Source organism: Streptomonospora litoralis (assembly GCF_004323735.1).
Taxonomy (GTDB): Bacteria; Actinomycetota; Actinomycetes; order Streptosporangiales; family Streptosporangiaceae; genus Streptomonospora; species Streptomonospora litoralis.
Window position 1 is genome coordinate 2,096,420 of the sequence record NZ_CP036455.1, and the last position, 20,512, is coordinate 2,116,931.

Genomic DNA, 20,512 nt, shown 5'->3' on the forward strand with positions numbered 1-20,512 from the left:
CGGCTCGCTCGACCGTCCGGCCCCTGTACCGGCTAACCGCGCGCTGCGGCCCGCCCGGTGTAGCCGAACTGCTCCAGCCGGGTACGGGCACGCGTGGCCTCGGCGTCGGTGAACAGCGGCGCGAAGCGCTCGTCCAGGACCAGGGCCTCGACGGTCAGGTCCAGGCGGCCGCGCTCCCACAGCTCGGCGAAGCAGTCGGAGACCGCCGGGGCGTTGAGCAGCCGGCGGGCGGTCTCCAGCGGGCCGATGTCGGCGAGCATGCCCAGGAAGCGGGGGGCCCGGTACCCGGCCTCGTCGAGGGCGCGCTGGTAGACCCTGCGCATGGCCGAGCCGAACTCCCGCAGCAGGGCGCCGTCGCCCGCGGAGGCGTCCGGAACGGATGCCTCGGCGGCGTCCTGCGGGCGGGGTTGCGCGTCCGGCTCGTTGGCCGCCCCGCCGCCCGCCGCTTCGGCGTGCTGCCGGTTGACGAACCCCAGCAGGGCGTCGGGGGAGGTGAAGACGTCGTAGTCGAGTTCCTTGAGCCGCTGCACGTCCGCCTGGTCGGAGTCGAGCTCCAGCACCACCGGCCGCCCCTGGCCCGGCTGCAGGCCGTCGGGCCAGAACGCCTCGGCGACGGCCAGCTCGCGGCCGGTGTCGGGGTCGCTGATGCCGGCATCGGTCAGCGGCTCGGCGCACCCGTTGCGCTGCAGCTCCTCGATCAGCTCGCGGATCTGCACCGCACGGGGGTCGTCGTCGGCGGCGTCGGTGACCAGTTGTACGGGTGTCAGCTCCTGCGTCTGTCCGCTCGGCGCTCCGCCGTCGCGCAGTTCGCCGAGGAACTCCCGGGCCGCTTGGGCGAGCAGTTCGCGCCGCGCCTGCAGGAAGTCGGGGTAGCGCTCCACCCGCCACAGGTCGGGGTCGGTCGGGATCCACTGCGAGGCGAGGGCCCCCGGGTGGCGCTCCTCCACCTCGGCGAAGTACTCCTGCGGATGCTTCTTGCCGATCTCCAGGTTCGACTTCTGGGTGAGGAAGCAGAAGTTGGCGATGGCGTTGACCTGCCCCGAGTGGGGACCCTTGTCGAGCAGAGCCTTGGGGAAGATGTGGTGCATCTCCAGCGAGGTGAGTTTGCCCAGCGATTCCGCTTTCAGTTCCAGTCCGCTGCCGAAGTCCCGCGCGCCCTTCACGCGGGTGAGCATGTAGAGCAGGGGGTAGAAGCGAGACCCTCGGGTGAACGCTTCGAAGTCGTCGGCGTGGATGTCCAGGGTCCCGCCCCGCGACCGTTCCAGGGTGTCGATGAGACCGTCGACGCCGTTGGTCTTGGCCGCGTCGTAGTCGACTTGCAGAGTGGTTTCTGTGGAGCCGCTGAAACGGCCGCGCAGTGCGGCGTGGATGTACCAGAACAGCACCCGGTCGCGGTGTGCGGAGTTTTGCAGGGCGCTAGGGTCCAGGCTGAGTAGCCGTGAGATCACCGGTATCGCGTAGCGGCCCATGAGGACCTGGTGGTGGTCTAGGCCCAAGCGACCCGAGGCCGCGTCGAGGAACGCGTCGATGTGGTCGACGGACTTCCGTAGCGCCGAGTCGAAGTCCGCAGCCGACATTCCTTCCAGGGAGCTGAACAGCGCGCGTCCCATGGCGACCGCTGTGGCGTTGCGCAGTAGCCAGTCCAGCGAGAACGAGAATCCCGCGCCCTCCCAGCGGTCGAGGTATTCACGCATGTCCTGCCGTGTCTCGGGCCGCTTCGCGCACCGTTGGGCCAGGGCCAGATCGCCCTTGGACAGCTTGGTGCCGCCGCTGTTGACCGTGTTGAAGATCTCGACGACCTTGTCCACGTTCATGTCGGCGCCGGTGATCTCCTCCTGGTGGAAGTCGTGCTTGGTGATCTGCGACAGTTGGTTGAGCCGTTGCAGGTAGAGCTTGGCGTCCGGGTGGTCCGCGAAGGCCGGGTAGAAGTCCACTGGGCTGGATGCGAACAACTCGGAAACGTTGATCCAGCGGTCGTCGCCGTTCATCTTGGTGGGCGCGTAGAACTGGAACTTTTCGGTGTCGACGTTGAAGTACAGGTCGTTGAACGCCTTTTCGTCGCCGTGGAAGAACGCCGGGGGACGGCCCCGGATGATCGCATAGAGGGTCGTCATCCGCTGCTGCCCGTCGAGCAGCAGCAGATGGGTGCCGTTGCCCCGGATGCCGCCGGTGACCGCGACATCGGTGGCGGTCTCCCACATCAGCAGGCCACCGACGGGGTGCCCCTGGTAGATCGAGCTCATCAGGTTGCGCACCTGCTCGCGGTTCCATACGTAACCGCGCTGAAAAGCGGGCAGTAGCACCGTTCCAGATTCGATCTGGTCGAGCAGCATCGACAGTTTGGCCATTGTGCACCGTCCTTCGGGGGTATTCGCGACTCTCGGGGCGAAATTCTCGGTCTGAAGTTCTCGGGTGGAAGAGCGCGCTCCGCCGCTCAACCCTCACCACTCGGCAGGAACGGGCTCGGCTCGCCCTGCCAGGTCACATTCAGCAGTTCGCGCGCCCGCGTGCAGGCGACGAACAGCAGGCAGCGCTCGCGCTGGGTGTCGTGGGCGTGGGTGGTGGCGTCCTCGGACTCGGGAGTGACGGCCTTGGCCGCGGGGACCTGGTCGGCGTCGGCGCCGACCACCGCCAGGCAGCGGAACTCCAGCCCCTTCATCCGGTGCATCGTGCCCACCGAGACCGCGTCCTCCTCGGCCTGCCCGCCGCTGAGCATGCGCGCGGGCAGGCCCGCCCCCGCCAGCGCGTCGGCCGCCTCCTGCGCCAGCCGGTTGGAGCGCGCGGCCACCCCGATCTCCGCGGCCTCGACGTCGGAGTCCAGCCACTCCCGCACGCTGTCGGCCAGGTGGCGCAGCTCGGCGCGGCGGTTGGCGAAGCCGGTGAGCTGCGGTGGGAAGCCGCGCACCTCCGAGCGGCACCCGGCCACCGACTCCAGCCCGCCGTCCATGTCGTCGATGCGTTCACCGTGCAGCAGTTCCAGGCTCCAGCCCAGGATCTCGGCGGTGGTGCGGTAGTTGACGCGCAGCCGCCGCGAGCGCCCCGCGATGTGCACGCCGACGTCGCGGAAGCTGATGCGGTGCTGATAGATCCGCTGGTGGGTGTCGCCCGCGATGAACAGGTCGTCGGGGCCCGCGGGAACGGCGGCGCGCAGCAGCCGCCACTTCTCGGCGCTCAAGTCCTGGGCCTCGTCGACGATCACGTGGCGGTAGGGCTTGTCGTCGCGCCCGGCGAGGATGCGCGCCGCCTCCTCGCACACCGTCTCGTGGGTCCAGGCGCCCTGTTCGCGCATCTCGCGCCGGAACTCGCAGACGGCCTGCCACACGCGCGCCTTCTGCGCGGCGCCGAGCCGCCGCCCGCGCCCGGTGCGTTTGGCCCGCAGGTAGTCGTCGGCCGACTCCACCTGCTGGGCCAGGATCACCTGGCGCCACTCCTCGGAGAGGAAGGCGGGGCTGAAGTCGGTGTCGGTCCGCTCGACGACGGCGGTCCACATCTCGCGCTCCTGGTGGCCCGACAGCAGCCGCGGCGGGCCGTGCACCTCGCGGAAGACGCGGTGGGCGAGCCGGTCGACGTGTTCCACGGTGACCGCGTCCAGCACCTCGGGCGTCTCCGCCAGCACCTTCACGCCTGCCGCCAGGGACTCGGCCAGCGTCGAGGTGAAGGTGGTCACCAGGACCGGCCCCTCGCCGCGCTCGGCCAGAGCGCGGGCGCGGTGCAGAGCGACCACGGTCTTGCCGGTGCCGGGACCGCCGGTGACACGGGCCGGGCCGCTGTGGCGGGCCTCGGCCGCCTCGCGCTGCAGGGGGTGCAGGTAGACGCGCCACAGGTCGAACGGCCGGGCGAACACCGCCATCAGCTCGCGCGGGCCGTCGACCAGCACCACCCGGTCGGGGCTGCGCCGCACCGCGGCGTCCAGGTCCTCGGGGTCGTACTCCTCGCCGGTGATGGCCGCGCCCAGCTCCTCCCAGACCGCCTCGGGGGTCATGCCCGAGGCCAGGCCGTAGAGCACCTCCCACTGCGCGGGCGGCAGGAACGCCTGGGCGGCCTCCAGTTGCACGGGGTCGGTCAGCGCGCGGGCCAGTGCCAGCGTCTGCGGGTCGACGCCCAGCCGGTGCATGTCGGCGTCGGAGACCTCCCCGAACAGCCGCTCGTCCGCGGCGGTCCGACCGGAGGCCATGCGTTCCAGATGCGGCATGGTGGTGTCGATGGCCTCGCTGTCGCGGATCTCGATGCGCCCGGTGGCGGTGTTGACGGAGGCGGTGCGCCGCCGCGCCCAGGTGTAGGCGTCGTCGTGCGGCATCACCTTCAGCAGCGTGTAGATGTCGCCGGAGTCGGGCGCGATCACCACGCCGCGCCAGAACTTGTCGATGCGGATGGTGCGGAACCGCTGGTCGCGGGCGTGCAGGATCTTCTCCAGGTGCAGGCCGGCGTGGGTGGCGTGGTCGAACTTCGCGAACACCTCCTCCACCCGGTCCTGCACGTGCTTCTCCAGCCGGGCGTACTCGCGGAGGAAGTCGCGGTCGATGGCGAGTCGGGGCACGGTCAACGCTCCTCGGGGCTTGGGCGGGGGCGGAGCCGGGGCGCGGGATGCGGCCGGTTCATCCGCCGTCGGTCTCGGCGAGGGGGCCCTGGAGCAGGGCCAGGACCTGGGCGAGTGCGGGATGGTCGGGGCCGTGGATCCGTCTCAGATCGTCGGCGAGGGTGTGCAGCGTGTGCCCGGCCCGGTCGCGCCGCCCCGCGCCGAGCTCCAGCAGGCCGATCTGGCGGCGCAGCTCCAGCGGGCGCTGGTCCTCGGCGCCGTAGACGCGCTCCTCGTCGGCCAGCAGGCGGCGCAGGGTCTCCAGCGCCGCATCGGTCTCGCCGAGCAGCGCACGGCAGGTGGCGTGCTGCAGGCGGCAGCGGAACACCAGGGGGTCGTCTTCGCCGTGGCGCCGGGTCAGGTCGGTGGCGACCGAGGCGTAGACCGGCGCGGCGCCCCGGAAGTCGCCTCCCTCGAACAGCACGTTGGCCCAGTCCATGCGGAGCTCCACCACGTCGGAGTCGGCGGAGCCGAACGCGGCTGTCGCGGTCTCCACGGCGGCCTGCAGCACGTCGGCGGCCTGCCGGTAGCGGGAGTCGGTCGCCAGCGCGGCGGCCCGCGACCGGGCGGCGCCGATGTCGGGTCGTGCCATGCCGCCGGTCGCGGACGACGGCGCGGACGACGGCGCGGGCGCGGTTCCGGACGAGGACGCGGCCGTCGGCGCCGCCGGAAGCGTCGTGCCGGGACGCCCCCGCCCGTCCGCGGGCGGTTCGGAGCCGCCGGCGGCCGACGCGGGCGGGTCGGCCGCCACCGGGTCGGGTGCAGCGTCAGCGGCAGCGGTGGCACCGGCGTCGGCGGTGCCGGTGTCGGTGTCGGCGGCGGCGCCCGGCCCGCCCGGCCGGTCGGCGAAGACGCGGTCGAGGACTGCGGCCTGCATCCGCACCGGGCTCGGCAGCGCCGGCGGGTGCAGCACACCGGGGATCGGCCCGAGAGCCGAGGCGTGCGGAAGCAGGGCCCGGTACGCCTCCTCGGCGCCCCCGGGGCGCTCCTCCGGCGCCTTGGCCAGCAGCGCCTCCACCACCCGGCGCAGCCCTTCCGGCGCATCGGGGCGCAGCGTCGCCAGCTGCGGCGGTGCCTCGCCGACCTGCTTGGCCATCACGGCGAACGGCGTCGAACCGGTGAAGGCGCGCACTCCCGTCAGCATCTCGTAGAGGGCGCAGCCCAGCGCGTACAAGTCGCTCCGCGGCGTACTCACCCCCGTCAGCAGCTGCTCGGGGGACATGTAGGCGGCTGTTCCCGGTGTCTCGCCGCTGCGGGTGATCCGGGAGCCGTCGGAGCCCTCCAGCGCCACCGCCAGCCCGAAGTCCAGCACCTTCACCGTCCCCTCGGGCTCCAGCATCAGGTTGGTGGGCTTCAGGTCGCGGTGCACCAGCGAGGCGCCGTGCGCGGCGGCGAGCACCGAGCAGACCTGGGCCGCGACAGCGGCGGCCCAGCCCGGCTCCAGACGCTCCTGCTCGGCCACCAGGTCGGCGATGCTGATGCCGTGCACGCGCTCCATCACCAGATAGGGGCGGCCTTCGTAGGACCCCGCGTCGTACACGGCGGGCACCCCGGGATGGCGCAGCCGCGCGGTGATGCGCGACTCCCGGACGAAGCGCCGCACCATCTCCTCGTCCCGCTCGCCGTCGGGGAACCGGATGAACTTGACGGCGACCTCCCGGTCCAGCCGGGTGTCGTGGCCCTCCCAGACCTCGCCCATCCCGCCGCGGGCCAGCGGCACCGGTCTGAGATCGTAGCGCCCGTCCAGCACGGTGGATCGGGGCTGCGGCGCGTTCGCCGGGCTCATCGGGAGCGCCTCCTGGGGGAGAGTGCTGTCGGGCGAGTTCGGCCGCCGCACGGGCCGCGGCAGGGAGCCTCGAAGCGGGGAGCGCGGCCCGCGCCACGGGCGGATGTCGGCGGCGGCCCCAGTTTCCCGTATCGGCGTCGTTTCGCGGCGGGAATCGCACGATTCGGGCGCCGGTGCGGCTGCGGAGAGAAGGACCCGCTGGGAGGTCGGGCGGGTGGAGCCCGTCGAGGCTGCGGCGATGGGGCCCGGCGCGCGAAGCGTCGTCCGTCGGCCTGCCGCCGAGCGCACGCCGCGGCTGAAGCGGCAGTCCGCCCCCTGCGGCGCGGAGCCGGCGCAAAGGTGCACGATGTGCTCGGCAGCAAGCCGTCTCGCTCGCAGGGCGAGCTTCGACCCATTGCCGCGACCTCGGTGGTGTCGGCGCCGGGGCGTCCCGGTGGGTTCCCGGCCGGGCGCCTGCGGCTGCGTCGGCGCCCCGAGCATCACGGGGCCTCCTCGGTGGCGAGGGTGCGGGAGAACAGGCCCTGTCGGCCCAGGCCGGCCAGGCGCTCGCCGAGGCCGGCGAGGCGGGCGAGGTCCCGCTCGGTCTGTGCGAGGCGGCGCAGCGCCTCGGCTCGGACGCGCTGCTGCTCCACCGGCAGCGCGGGCACGCGCACGGCCCGCGGATCGAAGCGCGACGAGCGGGACCGGTGGCCGTCGTCCGCGGCGGCGGCCGTGAGCAGCCCGGCGAGGTATTCCGCGTCGAGGTGCTCGGGGTCGCAGCGCAGCAGCACCAGCCGCGGCCCCAGCGCCGCCCCGGCTTCGGCGGCGCCCGCCACCCGCGCCGCGGCGCGGCCGGCGGCCGCCGCGAGCACGTCACCCGGGCGGATCACCACCCGGCCGGGCACCTCTTCCCCGCGGCCGCTGGGCGCCCGCCCCTCGCGCAAGTCCTTGTGCGTGAGCACGGCGAGCGGGCCCCGCTCCACCTGCGCGCCCAGCGGAGCCTGGTGAACCTCCAGCACCCCCGCCGCGGCCAGTTCGGCGACCGCGCGTCCGCCGGTCCCGGGCCCGCCGGTCTCCTCGGTCCCCGCGGCCGCGTCGGCGAAGAGTTCCGGCGGCAGGTCGGCCGCGGCACTCAGGGCGTCGAGCAGCTCCGCCCGCAGCTTCGGGTACGCGCTTGCGGCGGCGCGGGCGTCGGAGGCGCGCTCCCGTCCCGGCCGCAGGTCCATGCCGGCGGCCACGAGTTCGGCGGCGGGCACCGGCGCGGCAACGGACTCGTCGGGACCGCCACCGGTGAGCGCCGCCGGCGCCTCGCGCCGTTCCCAGATCCGCACGAGGTCGCGCGCGTCGCGCACCCCGGCCACCGTCAGCACCACCGGTGCGCCCCCGGGCCCGCGGTCTTCGGCGTCCGGGCGCAGCAGCACCCACAGGTGGGCACTCGCCGGGCCGTCGCCGCCGGGCAGTTCGGCGACCATGCGCAGCGCGCCCGAGGAGACCAGTTCCGCGCGCACCCGCCGCCCGGACGGCCGCTCGGCGGCGGCCGCGGGCATGCGCACCACCACCGTGCCGCCGGGGCGGACACGGGCCAGGCAGTGCTGCACCCACGCCAGCTCCCCCTCGCCGCGCGGCGGCTGTCCGAAGACCCACCGGGGGTCGCCCTCCAGTTCCTCGTAACCCCAGTGCCGGTCGCGGAACGGGGGGTCGCACAGCACCGCGTCGGCCGTGCGGTCGCCGAAGGCGTCGGCGCGCAGCGTGTCCCCGTCGGCCGTGGCGCAGTCGCGGCCCGCCAGCAGCAGCCGCGAACGCGCCATGACGGCGTGCGCGGGGTCGAGGTCCTGGCCCAGCAGCACGGCGGCGCCGCGGTCGGCGGCGGCACGCAGCAGCGCACCCGTGCCGCACGCCGGGTCCAGCACCGCGCTTCCGGGCTCGATTCCGGCGATCTCCGCCATCGCCGCGCAGACCCCGTCGTCCAGTACGCCTGCGCGCTCCCGCGCCGCCGTGAACCGGGAGCACAGTCGCTCGTACAGGACCTCGGCTTCGGCCGGGCGGTCCCGGACGGTGTCGGCTACCGCGCCCAGCAGCTCCGTCCACTGCCCGCCCGGCGCATCCAGGTTCGTGCCGTCGGCGGGCAGCCCGGTGAGCACCAGCCCGGCATGGGCGAGGAAGGCCGCCGTGCGCACGCCGTCGACCTCGGCCAGCATCCGCTGCCAGAGCCGCTCGGCCGCATCGGCCTCGAACGGTTTGCCGTGGTCGCGGCACCAGTGTTCCACCTCCGCCAGGGAGAACAGCGGGTTCGCCGAACTACCCGCTACCGGCCGGGGGAAGTCGGCGAAGCGGCGCCGCCAGTTGCTCACCGCGGGACGCCGCACCCCGGCCAGCCGCGCGATGTCGGCGGCCCCGAGCACGGCCCGCTCGCCGTCGCGCCCGCTCATCGCGGCCCGCCTTCCCCGGGACCGACACCGTTGACCTTGTACTTGTGGTCACCGGCGATCTTCGCAAGTGGCCGAAAGGAGAAGACCGTCGGAGTGTCGGGCTGGGCGGCCTGGCCGGCCCGGCTGAGGGGCGGGGCGGGTGCGCTGTGCGGCCTTGTCTCTCTGCCGGGTGAGGGGTGGTCTGCACCGTAAAGCGGCGACGGCGCCGGCGGGGCCGAGCCCGCGCCCATCGCACCGGGTGCCCGCCGGTGCCCCGCCCGGCGGTGGCGGCGACGGCAGCGGAGGGCGCGGGTAGGCGCCGGCGTGCCCGCCGAATCGGGTGAGGCTGCATCTATTGCAGGGTTTCTGCCGGAATCGGTGCGTGTCGTTGGTATTTCCGCGCGATAGCTGACGCGGATACCGACATAACGGGCAAAGCGGGCGGGGCGGCGTCCGCAGGCGCGCCGAAATCGTCCGAGGGGACGGATTCGGCGCCGAATCCGACTCCGGAGACACTTTCGGCGCATCGGCGCAGGTTCCGCCGGGTGGCGCCGGGTCGGCGCCGAGATCGGCCTGGAGGGCAGGTTCGGCGTGCCGCCGCCCTGCATCGTCGCCGGACCTGGCACGGGTGGCCGGCAGCATCCGCGGCGAGGGGCGCGCGGGCGCCCCGCCGGACCGGCCGCCGTCCTCGCCGCCGCTGTTCCTCCCAGCCGACCGGTGCCCGCCGGGTTGGGCGGCACCGGTCCCACCGGGTCTGTCTGTGGGGACGGATTCGGCGCCGAATCCGTCCCCACAGACAGACCCGGCGCGGCTGTACAAGCTGAGCGAGATTTCGCTGCGGTCGGCCGTACCCCAGGAATGAAACCGGTGGGGGGCGGAGCGGCGCTTGAGGTTCGCTCGGTCGATATAACCGGAATACAGGGGATGTGCCGCGTCACCGGTGCCCACCTCCGTAGAGCGGGGCCAGGACGCCGCGTGTGCGCAGTTCGGCCACGTGTTCGGCGATCCGGCGCGGGGCCTCACCGCCGCGCACGAGCAGGCCCGCCTCGATGTTGTCGGAGACCCCGGACTGGGTCAGGTTCGCGCTGGATACCAGGAGGACCCGGCGGTCGGCGGCGGCGAGCTTGGCGTGGGCCTTGGCCGTCTGCTGCTCCCGCAGTCCCGCGGGCCAGTGCCACAGCGCCACCCCGTCGAGCCCGGAGAACGCCGCCGCGGGCTCGGCGCCGCCGATGGCGCCGCCCGCCCCCTGCAGTGTCTCCACCACCACGTCCACCCGCACGCCCCGCGCGGCCGCGCCCGCGAGCGCCTCACGGATGCGGGCGTGCGGGCGCGCGGAGTAGGTCATCAGCACCAGTTCCTGCGACGCCTCGGCGATCACCTCCAGCAGTGCCTGCGCGGTCGCCCGGACGGGGACGGCGTGGCTGGCCGGGCCGGGAACAGCCGGTGCGTGAAGTGCGGCGACAGGCGGCGGACCAGCTTGGTCTGCTGGGAGTCCACGGCGTAGACCTGCTTGGGCGCGGCGGGGGCGACGTGATGCGCCTCGTCCAGGATGAGCAGGTCGAACGCGCGCTCGTGGGCGGGGCGGCGCCGTCGTTCCCGGCGGGCAGCACCTCGTCGAGGAGCCGTTGGGCCTTGGCGCCGCGCAGCCAGGGCAGGCTGACGATGGTCAGCGGGTAGACCTTGAACGGGTTGGCGGAGCTGCCGAGGTCGCGGCGCACTTGGGCGCAGCGGCCGGAGTCGATGATCGTGAAGTCCAGACCGAACTTCTCGAACATCTCGTCCTGCCACTTCACGGTGAGGCCGGCGGGGCAGACGATCATGATGCGCTGGCTGCGGTGGCGCAGCAGGAGTTCCTGGGCGACCAGGCCCGCTTCGACGGTCTTGCCGAGGCCGACGTCGTCGGCGAGCAGGAGGTTCACGCGGGGCGCGGCGACGGCGCGGGCGACCGGTTCCAGTTGGTAGTCCTCGATGGCCACGCCGGAGCGGAACGGGGCCTGGAGGGTGCGGACGTCGGCGGAGGTGATGGTCGACCAGCGCACCGAGTCGAGGAACGCGGCGAGGCGCTCGGGCGGGTCGAAGTGGTCGGGGGAGACGTCGGGCAGCGACCCGCTGGGAAGGATCCAGCGCCCGGGTTCGATCTCCCAGATGACGTCGAGGGTGTCGCCGTAGCGGCCGTGCTCGACGCTCTGCAGGGTGACGACGGTGCCGCCGCCGAGTAGGGGAGCGGGCTCGACGCTGCTCACGACCCATTTCTGGCCGCGCACCGCGACGAGCGATTCCGGCTGGGGCAGCGTCTCGGCTGCCGCTTCAGGCGTCGAGGGCATGGAGGGCAAGGGGGGCATGAGGGCTTCCTGCTCATGCTCGTCTGCGGTTGGGAAGACAAAGGTATCGAGTGTTAACCGGATTAACAAGCGAGTCTGGCAAGTCTGGCCGACCGGTTTGCCCCATCGCCCCGGCGCAAGACGCCGGTGTTCTGGCTCTGGTTTACCGGTCGGGTGTGACAGAAAAGGCCCCTCACCTCGCGTGGAGGAGGTGAGGGGCCGAGGGTGGGCGCGGGTCGAGGGGCGGTCTACAGGTCGGCGGCCTTGGCGGCGTGGAGGAAGGCCGTCCACTCGTCGGCGGGGAAGTCGAGATGGCCGAGGGGGCGGTGCTGGGTGTCGCGGACGAGGATGGCGGGTTGGCTGGTGGCGACCTCCACGCAGTTGGCGCCGCCGTTGCTGTAGCTGGACTTGTGCCAGCCCACTTCCATGCAGTTGCCGGTGCTGCCGCCGCTGTAACTGCTCTTGTGCCAGACAGCAGGGTTCTCATTCATCGTCTAACCTCTTGATTTCATTGCGCATCGCCGTCAGGGTCTCGGCGGGCCCTGCCGCGACGCCTTGGAGAGCGGCGAAGAGCATACGGTAACGCCGAAGGTGTTCCGGGTTCGTTGAGAGTTGTCCTTCCCGCGCATTCTCCGCGAACAGTGCATCCGGAGCCTTCGGGGACGTAATGATGTTGAAGGGGCCGCTGTTGCCGGGGTGGCATGGCTCGCTGGCTCGTACCATCTGGAGCGTCACACGCTCACCCTCCGCAAGGTCGACCACGTACGACAGTTGTTCCCGCATGGTAGCTGCACCGCCGTAGCGCCGTGCCATGATCGTCTCGTCGATGACAAGCCAGATCTTCGGCCCCGATCCGTTGGCGACGTGCTCGCCGCGCGTTTTGCGGGCTTGGACCTCCTCTTCCACCTCTTGCGTAGACATCCAGGGAGCCCCGTACCTGATCAGGGCGCGTGAATAGGCTTCGGTTTGCATGTGCGCCGGAAAGACGAGCACTTCATAGTCGTAGATTACCGTCGCGGCTAGTACCAGTTCTGCGACCTCATAGCGCCAGGCTTCCTGGCCGTCGCCGGTCAGGTCCTCCCACAGGCGGTTCAGGCGGCCGTGTCCGATGGCGTCGTCCAGCGAGTGCCGTAGCCGCGCAGACGGCCTGGCCACCCCTCGCTCGACATCTGACAGTTGGGTCCGCGACGAGCCTGCTCGCCGCGCTAACCCTTCGAGGGTCAATTCGGACTCATTGCGCAAACGGCGTATTTCTTGTCCATAGCGCCGCATTACGCGTTCGTCAGCGGTTTCATCGTTCACATCTTCATTCCACCACACGCGCTACCTATCTCAACGGATGCATTCCGGTAACTTCCGGCGGTAGGCGGAGTGTTTCCGCAGTATGACCAGAGGGCTTTTCTGGCGCGGCCGTGGGGGAGATGCTCGACACAGAAAGCGGCCCTGACCAGTGTGGGTGCACCGGTCAGGGCCTTAACCCCCAACCTGACAACACCAGGTGGAGATCCATGACAAACACTATCGGCTCAATTCGGACCGGAACGCCCCAAACGCTGCCCCGCCGCCGGCCCTCTCACCGCCGCTACAGCCCTTGGCGCGCGCTCTCGTCCCGCATCCGTCCTTACGTCCGCCTCGCCGAGCAGCGCGGCGAACTCCTTCTGTACGGGGCTGACGGGACTTACGGGGCCTACGGAACCTACGGCCTCCCCGGGGAGGCACGATGACCCCGGACACGCACACCCGGCATCCCGGGCACCCGCAGGACCCCCAGCGCACCCAGCACGACACCCAGCACATCCACACCCGCACGTTCCCCGGCCGCCGGACCAGCGTCGCCGACGCCCGGCACTGGCTGGAGGACCTGCTCGCCCGCAGCACCGACCCGAAAATCCCGGGCGAAACCGTGGCCGCCGCCGCGCTGCTGCTGTCCGAGGCCGCCACCAACGCCGTGCTGCACACCGACACCGGGCACGACCCCGGCGGCGCCTTCACCGTGCGCCTGCACATCACGGCCGCCACGCTCACCGTCCACGTCGAGGACGACGGCGCCGCCGAGACCGCCGTCCCCGCCGCTCCCGCCCTCACCCCGGCGGGCGCCGACGCGGAGTCCGGGCGCGGCCTCGTCCTCATCGACGCCTTCGCCGACGACTGGGGACCCATCTCGCGCGAGTCCCAATGCCACGGCCTCTACTACACGCTGTCCCGACACGAACCCTCCGACGACGCCCCGGCGGTGCGCCCATGACCACGCAGCGGCCCGACTCCGACGTCCCCGACAACCCCGAAACCCCCGACACCCCGGACACCCTCGTCATCGACAACGTCCGCCTCGCCGACCTCGACATCTCTTACGACGCCCCGTCCCGGGTCTTCACCATCGTCCTCGCGCCGGGCGTCGAAGCCCGCCTGCGCCTGGGCGCGGAGGACGACTACGAGCAGCGGCGCTGGCTCATCGAGCTGATCAACCACCTGACCGTCACCGAGCGGTCGATGCGCTGGCGCTGGATTCCCCCGGCCCTGCGCACGACTCGAGGGTGACACCCCGGCACCGGGACGGCCGGCTCGGAGGGGTGCCGGCCGCCCCGGTGCGACAAGCCTGCCGTGGCGGGAGCACCGACACCGGCGGTGTCAGTTGAGAACATCAGGGATGTAATTTCAGCGCCAGTTGTGAAGGAAACCATCGCAACTGGGTACCAAGATGCATAGGATGCTGCTGCTGGCTTGCCAGCTGGTCGATCATCCATCGAATCGCCCATCCAGCGGCCCCACTGGGTGGCTCACCGGGTGCGGGTTTGCTGAAGGAGGACCGGACATGCTGCTGCGGTTCCGCGTCGCCAACCACCGATCCATCCGAGACGAGCAGGAGCTGTCCCTCGTCGAGGTCCCCAAGCGAGGCAAGGACAAGCCGCGCGCGAGTGAGGTACCTGCGACTGTGCCGGTCGCCGGCATCTACGGGTCCAACGCCTCGGGCAAGTCGAACGTGTTGGACGCGCTGCGATGGATGCGCCTGGCGGTCCGCGATTCGTACACGCACTGGGAGCCCGACGAGGGGGTTCCGCGGGATCCGTTCGCGTTGGACGAGGACGCGAAGGCGACCCCGTCCTTCTTCGAAGTGGACGTCGTCAGCAGCGGGGTCCGGTTCACATACGGATTCGAAGTCGACGACGATCAGGTGGCAGGCGAGTGGCTGTATGCCTACCCCCATGGCCGCCCCCAGCGCTGGTTCGAGCGGGATGCGGGCGGGGACGGCGAGCACGAGTACCGTTTCGGCCGCTCACTCAAAGGCGAGCTGGAACAGATCCGCAGGCTGACGAGGAGGAGTTCGCTGTATCTTTCCGTGGCCGCGTCCAACGGCCATGATCAACTCTTCGCCGTCTATACGGAAATCGTCAGAAAGATTGCCGCCGCGCAGCAGGACAATCGCGATCAGAGCAGCAGAATGCGTCGAACGGCGAATATGCTGCACCGTTCCGATCTTGCCCGGCAGGTGTTTCGCCTGATCGCACTTGCCGATCTCGGTGTGACGGGCTGGCGCACGGAGGAGAAGAAAACCGAAGATGAGATGCGGGAGGCACGGCGGAAGAGCTTGGAGCGAGGGCGGGGCCTGAACATTTCGGCGGTCTGGACGGGCAGGCTGGCCCTAGAGCGCGGAAGCGCCGAAAAGACGCAGGTGCTCGATCTCAGCGAGGAGAGCGACGGGACCTTGTCCTGGATGTCGCTCGTCGGTCCGCTGGTCGAGGTGCTGCAGAGCGGTGCTCTCTTCCTCGTCGACGAGATCGACTCCAGCTTGCACCCGATGCTCTCCTCCACGATGATCAGGATGTTCAAAGACCCCGGGATCAACCCCCGCGGTGCTCAGCTGGTCTTCGCATCCCATGACACGACCCTTCTCGGCAGTATGCTGGACCGCAAACTCCTCGGCCGTGATGAGGTATGGTTCACCGAGAAGGACGCGGAGGGCGCTACCCAGCTTTTCTCCCTCGCCGAGTTCCACCCGCGCGATGCGGAGAACACCGAGCGTGGTTACCTGCAAGGCAGGTATGGTGCGGTTCCCTACGTGGATTTCGAGGAAATCCGTTCGGTATTCGCTGACCTGCACAGGGAACCAGATGAACCGTCCTCGGCGAGCGAGGCAGAATCTCGCGCGGCCTACGCGGAGACGTGACCCGAAGCCGCGTATTCTCGTCGTCTGCGAGGGTGCTGTCACGGAGGTCGACTACCTCGGCGGAATCAAGAGTCTGTTCAAGTCGCTCCCCGTGGAGGTCCGGGAGGTCGGAGTCGGGCGTGATCCGCTGGCGGTGGTCCAGCACGCGGTCGAGCTGCGGAACGAAGCGAAACGCGACGCAAAACGGGGGAAAGACGACAACCTGCTATTCGAGCAGGTCTGGTGCCTGGTGGACGTCGACGAGCACACCAGGCTGCCCCAGGCACTCGACCTCGCTTGGAGGCAGGACGTCGAGATCGTGGTGTCGAACCCCTGCTTCGAGATCTGGCTGCTCTACCACTTCCAGGACTACACGAGTTCCGTGCACCGGCACGTCCTCTGCAAGGAGAAGCTCCCGCAGCACATAGCGGGCTATGACAAGCGTCTGCCCTCCGGCTTTCCCTACAGCGACCATCCCACGGCCAAATCCCGTGCGCAGCGGGCCGAGCAGCGCCACGAGGGGACTCGGCGAGCCAAGGACCGCAACCCGTCGACCGGCGTCTGGCGGGTGGTCGAAGCCATCCAGCAAGCGGGGAAGTCCGCAGGCCGAAGCGCCGGCGACGGACGCTCGTAACGCGCCCGCCCGCCGCCCCGACGCCACCGGAACGCGCGACGCGCCAGGCGGTGCCGCCGTGAGCCGCCTTGAACCGCCTCAAGTCGACTTGATACGCAAGTCGATACTTGCCTATTATCGGGTCCGTGAGTGACGTGTACAAGGCGCTCGCGGACCCGGCCCGCCGAACCATCCTCGACGAGCTCTTCGAGCGGGACCGCCAGACCCTGTTCGAACTGTGCGGCCGCTTGGCGATGAAGCGCCGCCGACTGGACGCCGGCGACGGGCGAGACCATCGACCTCGGCGGCGGTGCGACCCTTGAGGTGACCGAGGTCGACGCGCCGTATCGCCTGGCGTGGACGCTCGCCGGTCAGCCGCAGAGCTTCGAGCTGGCCGAAGCGGAAGGCGGCTGCCGGTTGGTCTTCACGCACGTCATCGACGACTTGCCGGCAGCGCAGACCGCCACGGGCTGGGAGACCTACCTTTCGCGGCTCGAACCGCACCTCGCCGGCGGGTATCTCTTGGACGAGGAGGCGCACAAGCCGTGGCGGGTTATCCACGAACGCTACGCCGAGCGCTTCGGCGTCGACCCGGAGCCGGGACGGCGCTGGGCGGCGGAGAACCTGCCCGCCCACCAAGGCTGAGAACGGCCGCCCACGAGAATCAACGCGACCAGCGTCTTCGTCGATGACCAGGCCGCGGCGCTGACGTTCTACACCGAGGTACTGGGCTTCGTGGCGAAGACGGAGGTCAAGAAGGCGCCGTCAAGCAGCTCTACAGCCAGGCACCCGTCGCCGAACCCCCCGGATAGCGGCCACCACCGCGGCTGCGGCAACGGGTCGCAGTGAGCGCAGCGAGCGAGACAGCTTGCCGCCGAGCGCACGCCGCACCACTGCGCCCCGCCGCCGAGGCCGACCCGGGCGGCCCGACGGGTACGCGAAACCTGAACTCTACGGGTTGGCGGCATGGCGTGTGGCGAACGCGAAGCAGGGCGGCGCGGACGGCTCCGGGCGCTGCTCGCCCCTCAGGTATCGAAGGGGCTGACCACCGTCTCCGTCTCCTGCATGGTGGCGAACATGCGCTGCATCGTCTCGGTGTCGTTGAGGTGGGGGAAGGGCTCGTCCGGAGCCTCGACGCCGAGGAAGTCGCACAGCGGCCCCCAGCCGTCGCGGGCGGAGAACTCCAGGAGGCGGTCGGTCGGCGCCGCTGCGCGGACCTGCTCGGTGTGGGTGTTGAACACGTCCACCGCCTCCTCCTCGGTCAAGGAGACGCTTGGCGCCCAGTTCAGATACAGCCGCTGCTGAGCCGCGTCCGCCAACGCCGGCAGGAAGTCGGAGAAGCTCCGCATCGGCTCGGGGAGGCCCTCCGTGTCGATCCGGGACGGGTCGGGGAAGGCGTTGCGGACGCTCTCGTGCCAGCGTCTCGGGTCGCGGACGGTGAGGATGATCTTGGCGTCCGGGTAGGTCCGGCTCAGCTCCTGCCAGTAGATCGAGGCGGGGAAGTCCACCGCCGCCTGATACCCCTCGAACACACGGTCCCAGTCGGTCGGCCCGTCTTCCAGGGCGAGCTTCCACCGTTCGCTGTGCTCGGGGTGGCTCATCAGCTCGAACATGTGGTAACAGGGGCCGAACCCGAGGCGCTCCAAGGCGGCCTTGAGGGAACTGGTTCCCGTGCGCGGCAGCCCGGCTCCGATGACCTTCAGCAATTGCGTGCCTCTCCCTGTCGTCTCGGCGGAAGCAGCGGAGTCCTCGATTTCGCTCTCCACTAAACGTAGGGACAACCTACGGAAATCCGTGGAGTTAGCCTACGGTTAGACTGCGGCCACGGCAAGGCATGGGAGGTGAGCAGTGAGAACCGACGCGCGGCGCAACCGCGACGAACTGCTGCGTGCGGCGCGGGCGCTGTTCATCGAGCGGGGCACCGACGTCGCGCTGGAGGCCGTCGCCCAGCGGGCAGGTGTCAGCATCGCGACCCTGTACCGCAACTTCCCCGACCGGACGGCACTGGTACGCGCCGTCGTGCTGGACGGGATCGGCTCGATGCGCGAGGCGGCGCGCCGGGCCCGGGACGGCATCGCCGACGACCCCGCCGGAGCCTGGCACACCTTCGTCGAGACGGCGGCGGCGCTGCGGGCCGGGGTGCTCATGCCGATGCTGCAGCCCATCCTCCCCGACCTGGCCACCGATCCGGAGTTGAGCCGGGCCCGCACGGAGGTCGTCGAGGCCGTCGGCGACCTGGTCGCCGCGGCGCAGCGGCACGGCCAGGTGCGCTCCGACGTCGCAGCCGACGAGATCATGCTGCTGATCATGGCGATCGCCCGCCCGCTGCCCGCGCTGCCCGAGGAGCACGTCCCGGAGTTCATCGAGCGCGCCCTCGGCGTCGCCGTCGCCGGCCTGCGCCCGGACAGCGGCCCCGCGCTCCCGGGACGACCGGTGGCGATGCGAGTCCCCGGCGAGGAGCACCCGGACCGGACCGGGCAGTAAGGGCGGCTGCGTGCCGGTCAGGCGCGGCCCTCGGAGATCCTGCGGCGGTTGGGCAATGCCCGATGGAGCCGCCGGATGTGCCGTCTTGTTTCGCCAGGACGGCAAGTCCCCCGAGCCCCGCGGACGCGGCCGCGACCTCACCAGCCCCGACCACTTCGACCGCCTCACCGACGACGTCACCCGCGACCCCACTGCCCCGACCGCGACACCGCCGAGCGCATCGTCGACCAGGCGCTAGTAGTACTGCGTTAAGTTCCTGAATTGGTTGAACAGCGGCGGCGGGGTGGCGCCGGGGTTGGCGGGGGTGGCGGCTCGGGTCTGCTGGGCGGTCTTGCTGGTCTGCCGGGTGGTGAGTGGTCTTACGGAACAGCGGCGGCGACGGTGGCAGCGGGGCGGGCCATCCGCTACCGTCGCCGCCGCTGTTCCCCGTAAGACTCGTAGCGCGCCCGCCCGCCGCATCCTCGGAGTAGGCAAAGCGTCCGGCTAGCGGGGCTGCGCGCCGCCCCCGGTCATGCGCAGCCGATACACGTCCGCGCCGTGGGGCGCGCGCTCAGGCGCTCCGCGGGGATCGGGCCTTGGCAGCCCTCGCACGTCCAGTACACGCCGTCGCGCAACCGCCGGTCGGCCCGGTCGAGGTCGGCGAGTTCGCGCCGCACGCGCTCGCGCATGGCCCGGAGCTGTTCGCGTTCCCAGGCGATGGTGGGCCCCTCGGGGTCGTGCTCGTCGTCGTTCGCCGTCAACGCGGCCGCGTCGACGACGCCGTCCCACTGGCGCGTCAGGGATTCGGCCAGTGCCGCCGCTTCGGCTCTGGCCCGGCGAATCCGCTCGGCCGCCGCGCTGTGGTCGGTTCCGGGGCGCTCGGGGGGATCCGCTTCCGCTGCTTCGTCCATGATGCAGAACACAACGCCGCCCGCGCGGTGGCTATTTCGCTCCGCGAGCGGGGGGCGGCTCGGGCAGAGGTGGACGGGGCTTCGGCCGCTCGGTGCGTGCCGGGGCGACCGAGACCCCTCCGAGCCGGCAGACCGCCTACAGGAAGAGCTTCACGGCGCGGCACGAAAAACCATTAATTAGTATTTTTCATTGACGTAACGTGCGGCACAGTGGCATGCTCTCTGGCAGTCAAGCCGGTATCCGCCCAGGTGAGGCGGATACCTGTCAGCTCAGGGAGGTCCCCCATGTCCCGACGGCCACTGCGCTCACGGACCGGCGTACTCGCCGTATTGATGGCGGCAGTGTGCGCGACGACCCTCGCGGGCTGCGGCGGACGGCTCGGTGAGAACGGCCGCGTCGGCATCGTCTACATGGACGCCCAGGGCTACTACGCCGGTGTCCGCGAAGGGCTCCGCGACCACGCGCAGGACTCCGGCGCCGGCTACCAGCTCCTTGAGGTCAACGCCCAGGGCGACGCCTCCGAGGAGAGCTCCTTCGTCGACGTCGCCTCCTCCGCCGACGTCGACGCCCTCGTGCTCTCCCCGGTCTCGGCCACGGCCTCCATCCCGGCGGTGCGCCTCGCACACGAGAGCGGCGTCCCCGTCGTCTGCTACAACACCTGCATCGAGGACGAAGCGGCCCGCAAGTACGTCACGTCCTACATCCTCGGTGACCCCCACAAGTTCGGCAGCCTGCTCGGCGAAGCCGCCGCCGACCACTTTGCGGACAAGGGTGTGACCGCCCCCAAGATCGCCGTGCTGAACTGCGAGTTCGTCGAGGTCTGCGTCGACCGCCGCGAAGGCTTCGAGGAGGCGCTGTTCGAGCGCCTGCCCGACGCCGAGATCGTCGCCAACCAGCAGGGCGCCACCATCGACGAAGCGGTCCGCGTCGGCGAACGCGTGCTGACCGCGCACCCCGACCTGGACGCCTTCTACGGCGAAGCGGGCGGCGCCACCATGGGCGCGGTGCGCACGGTCAAGACCAGCAACAGCACCGGCGACGTGGTGGTCTTCGGCAGCGACATGTCCACCGACGCCGCCCAGGCCCTGGCCGACCACACGATCCTCAAGGCCAACGTGGACATCTCCGGTCTCACCGTCGGCCGCATGGCCGGGGAGATCGTCGAGGACGTCATCGACGGCGAGGAACCGGAGGAGTTCGTCACCGACGCGCCCATCGACATCTACACCACACCCGAGGACGGCAGCCGGTGGCTGGAGGAGCATCCGGACGGCATCCCCTAGACCATCCGCCCCGACCTCTGCCGTCCG

The 20,512-nt window shown here is 71.0% G+C and carries 19 protein-coding genes and 1 pseudogene; 10 read left to right on the plus strand and 10 right to left on the minus strand.

Features of this window, described 5'->3' with window-relative positions:
* Window positions 1–32: 32 nt before the first annotated feature.
* The 8 genes from EKD16_RS09050 to EKD16_RS09085 all read right to left on the minus strand — a co-directional run bounded on the left by EKD16_RS09050 (window position 33) and on the right by EKD16_RS09085 (window position 12,372).
* The gene (locus EKD16_RS09050) at window positions 33–2,348 is read right to left on the minus strand and encodes a GmrSD restriction endonuclease domain-containing protein (protein ID WP_131097979.1); all 2,316 of its coding nucleotides are present in this window, start codon (window positions 2,346–2,348) and stop codon (window positions 33–35) included.
* 86 nt (window positions 2,349–2,434) lie between these two features.
* The gene (locus tag EKD16_RS09055; RefSeq protein ID WP_131097980.1) at window positions 2,435–4,537 is read right to left on the minus strand and encodes a UvrD-helicase domain-containing protein; all 2,103 of its coding nucleotides are present in this window, start codon (window positions 4,535–4,537) and stop codon (window positions 2,435–2,437) included.
* 58 nt (window positions 4,538–4,595) lie between these two features.
* A complete protein-coding gene (locus tag EKD16_RS09060; protein WP_131097981.1) occupies window positions 4,596–6,362 on the minus strand; it encodes a serine/threonine-protein kinase in 1,767 nt (588 codons plus the stop codon).
* Window positions 6,363–6,841: 479 nt separating this feature from the next.
* Window positions 6,842–8,770, minus strand: a complete 1,929-nt coding sequence (locus EKD16_RS09065; protein WP_131097982.1) for an HsdM family class I SAM-dependent methyltransferase — start codon at window positions 8,768–8,770, stop codon at window positions 6,842–6,844.
* Window positions 8,771–9,683: 913 nt separating this feature from the next.
* Window positions 9,684–10,127: a DISARM system phospholipase D-like protein DrmC gene (gene drmC / locus EKD16_RS09070; protein ID WP_242677307.1), complete on the minus strand. Its 444-nt coding sequence runs from the start codon at window positions 10,125–10,127 to the stop codon at window positions 9,684–9,686.
* Window positions 10,057–11,091: an SNF2-related protein gene (locus EKD16_RS26055; protein ID WP_242677308.1), complete on the minus strand. Its 1,035-nt coding sequence runs from the start codon at window positions 11,089–11,091 to the stop codon at window positions 10,057–10,059. Before EKD16_RS26055 ends, drmC begins: the two co-directional genes overlap by 71 nt.
* 227 nt (window positions 11,092–11,318) lie before the next feature.
* Window positions 11,319–11,561: a DUF397 domain-containing protein gene (locus tag EKD16_RS09080; protein ID WP_131097983.1), complete on the minus strand. Its 243-nt coding sequence runs from the start codon at window positions 11,559–11,561 to the stop codon at window positions 11,319–11,321.
* Window positions 11,554–12,372: a helix-turn-helix domain-containing protein gene (locus EKD16_RS09085; RefSeq protein WP_242677309.1), complete on the minus strand. Its 819-nt coding sequence runs from the start codon at window positions 12,370–12,372 to the stop codon at window positions 11,554–11,556. The genes EKD16_RS09080 and EKD16_RS09085 overlap by 8 nt, the downstream gene beginning before the upstream one ends.
* 418 nt (window positions 12,373–12,790) lie before the next feature.
* On the opposite strand from EKD16_RS09085, the gene EKD16_RS09090 reads away from it, so the two are divergent.
* The 7 genes and pseudogenes from EKD16_RS09090 (at window position 12,791) to EKD16_RS26595 (ending at window position 16,676) form a co-directional block, all read left to right on the plus strand.
* Window positions 12,791–13,315, plus strand: a complete 525-nt coding sequence (locus EKD16_RS09090) for an ATP-binding protein (protein ID WP_131097984.1) — start codon at window positions 12,791–12,793, stop codon at window positions 13,313–13,315.
* Window positions 13,312–13,608, plus strand: a complete 297-nt coding sequence (locus EKD16_RS09095; protein ID WP_131097985.1) for a hypothetical protein — start codon at window positions 13,312–13,314, stop codon at window positions 13,606–13,608. Before EKD16_RS09090 ends, EKD16_RS09095 begins: the two co-directional genes overlap by 4 nt.
* Window positions 13,609–13,882: 274 nt before the next feature.
* Complete coding sequence (locus tag EKD16_RS09100) at window positions 13,883–15,235, plus strand: AAA family ATPase (protein ID WP_131097986.1); 1,353 nt, start codon at window positions 13,883–13,885, stop codon at window positions 15,233–15,235.
* Entirely contained in the window at window positions 15,180–15,848 is a 669-nt protein-coding gene (locus tag EKD16_RS09105; protein WP_165498540.1) for an RloB family protein, read from the plus strand. The genes EKD16_RS09100 and EKD16_RS09105 overlap by 56 nt, the downstream gene beginning before the upstream one ends.
* A 125-nt stretch (window positions 15,849–15,973) precedes the next feature.
* A pseudogene (locus EKD16_RS09110) lies at window positions 15,974–16,087 on the plus strand (transcriptional regulator); the annotation flags it as partial.
* Between the two features lie 64 nt (window positions 16,088–16,151).
* A complete protein-coding gene (locus tag EKD16_RS09115; RefSeq protein WP_207391482.1) occupies window positions 16,152–16,472 on the plus strand; it encodes an SRPBCC family protein in 321 nt (106 codons plus the stop codon).
* Window positions 16,473–16,490: 18 nt separating this feature from the next.
* Complete coding sequence (locus EKD16_RS26595) at window positions 16,491–16,676, plus strand: VOC family protein (protein ID WP_131102266.1); 186 nt, start codon at window positions 16,491–16,493, stop codon at window positions 16,674–16,676.
* 176 nt (window positions 16,677–16,852) lie between these two features.
* On the opposite strand, the gene EKD16_RS09125 is transcribed toward EKD16_RS26595, so the two are convergent.
* Entirely contained in the window at window positions 16,853–17,533 is a 681-nt protein-coding gene (locus tag EKD16_RS09125; RefSeq protein WP_131097989.1) for a sulfotransferase family protein, read from the minus strand.
* 142 nt (window positions 17,534–17,675) lie between these two features.
* On the opposite strand from EKD16_RS09125, the gene EKD16_RS09130 reads away from it, so the two are divergent.
* Both EKD16_RS09130 and EKD16_RS09135 read left to right on the plus strand, forming a co-directional pair.
* The gene (locus EKD16_RS09130) at window positions 17,676–18,311 is read left to right on the plus strand and encodes a TetR/AcrR family transcriptional regulator (protein WP_131097990.1); all 636 of its coding nucleotides are present in this window, start codon (window positions 17,676–17,678) and stop codon (window positions 18,309–18,311) included.
* A gap of 55 nt (window positions 18,312–18,366) precedes the next feature.
* A complete protein-coding gene (locus tag EKD16_RS09135; protein ID WP_131097991.1) occupies window positions 18,367–18,549 on the plus strand; it encodes a hypothetical protein in 183 nt (60 codons plus the stop codon).
* 271 nt (window positions 18,550–18,820) lie between these two features.
* Here EKD16_RS09135 and EKD16_RS09140 read toward each other — a convergent pair whose 3' ends face one another.
* On the minus strand, window positions 18,821–19,201 hold the full coding sequence (locus EKD16_RS09140) for a TraR/DksA family transcriptional regulator (protein ID WP_131097992.1): 381 nt from the start codon (window positions 19,199–19,201) through the stop codon (window positions 18,821–18,823).
* A gap of 285 nt (window positions 19,202–19,486) precedes the next feature.
* Here EKD16_RS09140 and EKD16_RS09145 point away from each other — a divergent pair, with 285 nt between their 5' ends.
* Complete coding sequence (locus tag EKD16_RS09145; RefSeq protein ID WP_131097993.1) at window positions 19,487–20,485, plus strand: substrate-binding domain-containing protein; 999 nt, start codon at window positions 19,487–19,489, stop codon at window positions 20,483–20,485.
* Window positions 20,486–20,512 lie beyond the last annotated feature (27 nt).

Bases quoted from the DNA above. Each gene is read 5' to 3' on its own strand.
- EKD16_RS09050 (WP_131097979.1), bottom strand. From the start codon at position 2,348: ATGGCCAAACTGTCGATGCTGCTCGACCAGATCGAATCTGGAACGGTG.
- EKD16_RS09060 (WP_131097981.1), bottom strand. From the start codon at position 6,362: ATGAGCCCGGCGAACGCGCCGCAGCCCCGATCCACCGTGCTGGACGGG.
- EKD16_RS09065 (WP_131097982.1), bottom strand. From the start codon at position 8,770: ATGAGCGGGCGCGACGGCGAGCGGGCCGTGCTCGGGGCCGCCGACATC.
- EKD16_RS26055 (WP_242677308.1), bottom strand. From the start codon at position 11,091: ATGCCCCCCTTGCCCTCCATGCCCTCGACGCCTGAAGCGGCAGCCGAG.
- EKD16_RS09080 (WP_131097983.1), bottom strand. From the start codon at position 11,561: ATGAATGAGAACCCTGCTGTCTGGCACAAGAGCAGTTACAGCGGCGGC.
- EKD16_RS09090 (WP_131097984.1), top strand. From the start codon at position 12,791: ATGACCCCGGACACGCACACCCGGCATCCCGGGCACCCGCAGGACCCC.
- EKD16_RS09095 (WP_131097985.1), top strand. From the start codon at position 13,312: ATGACCACGCAGCGGCCCGACTCCGACGTCCCCGACAACCCCGAAACC.
- EKD16_RS09100 (WP_131097986.1), top strand. From the start codon at position 13,883: ATGCTGCTGCGGTTCCGCGTCGCCAACCACCGATCCATCCGAGACGAG.
- EKD16_RS09105 (WP_165498540.1), top strand. From the start codon at position 15,180: ATGAACCGTCCTCGGCGAGCGAGGCAGAATCTCGCGCGGCCTACGCGG.
- EKD16_RS09135 (WP_131097991.1), top strand. From the start codon at position 18,367: ATGCCCGATGGAGCCGCCGGATGTGCCGTCTTGTTTCGCCAGGACGGC.
- EKD16_RS09140 (WP_131097992.1), bottom strand. From the start codon at position 19,201: ATGGACGAAGCAGCGGAAGCGGATCCCCCCGAGCGCCCCGGAACCGAC.
- EKD16_RS09145 (WP_131097993.1), top strand. From the start codon at position 19,487: ATGTCCCGACGGCCACTGCGCTCACGGACCGGCGTACTCGCCGTATTG.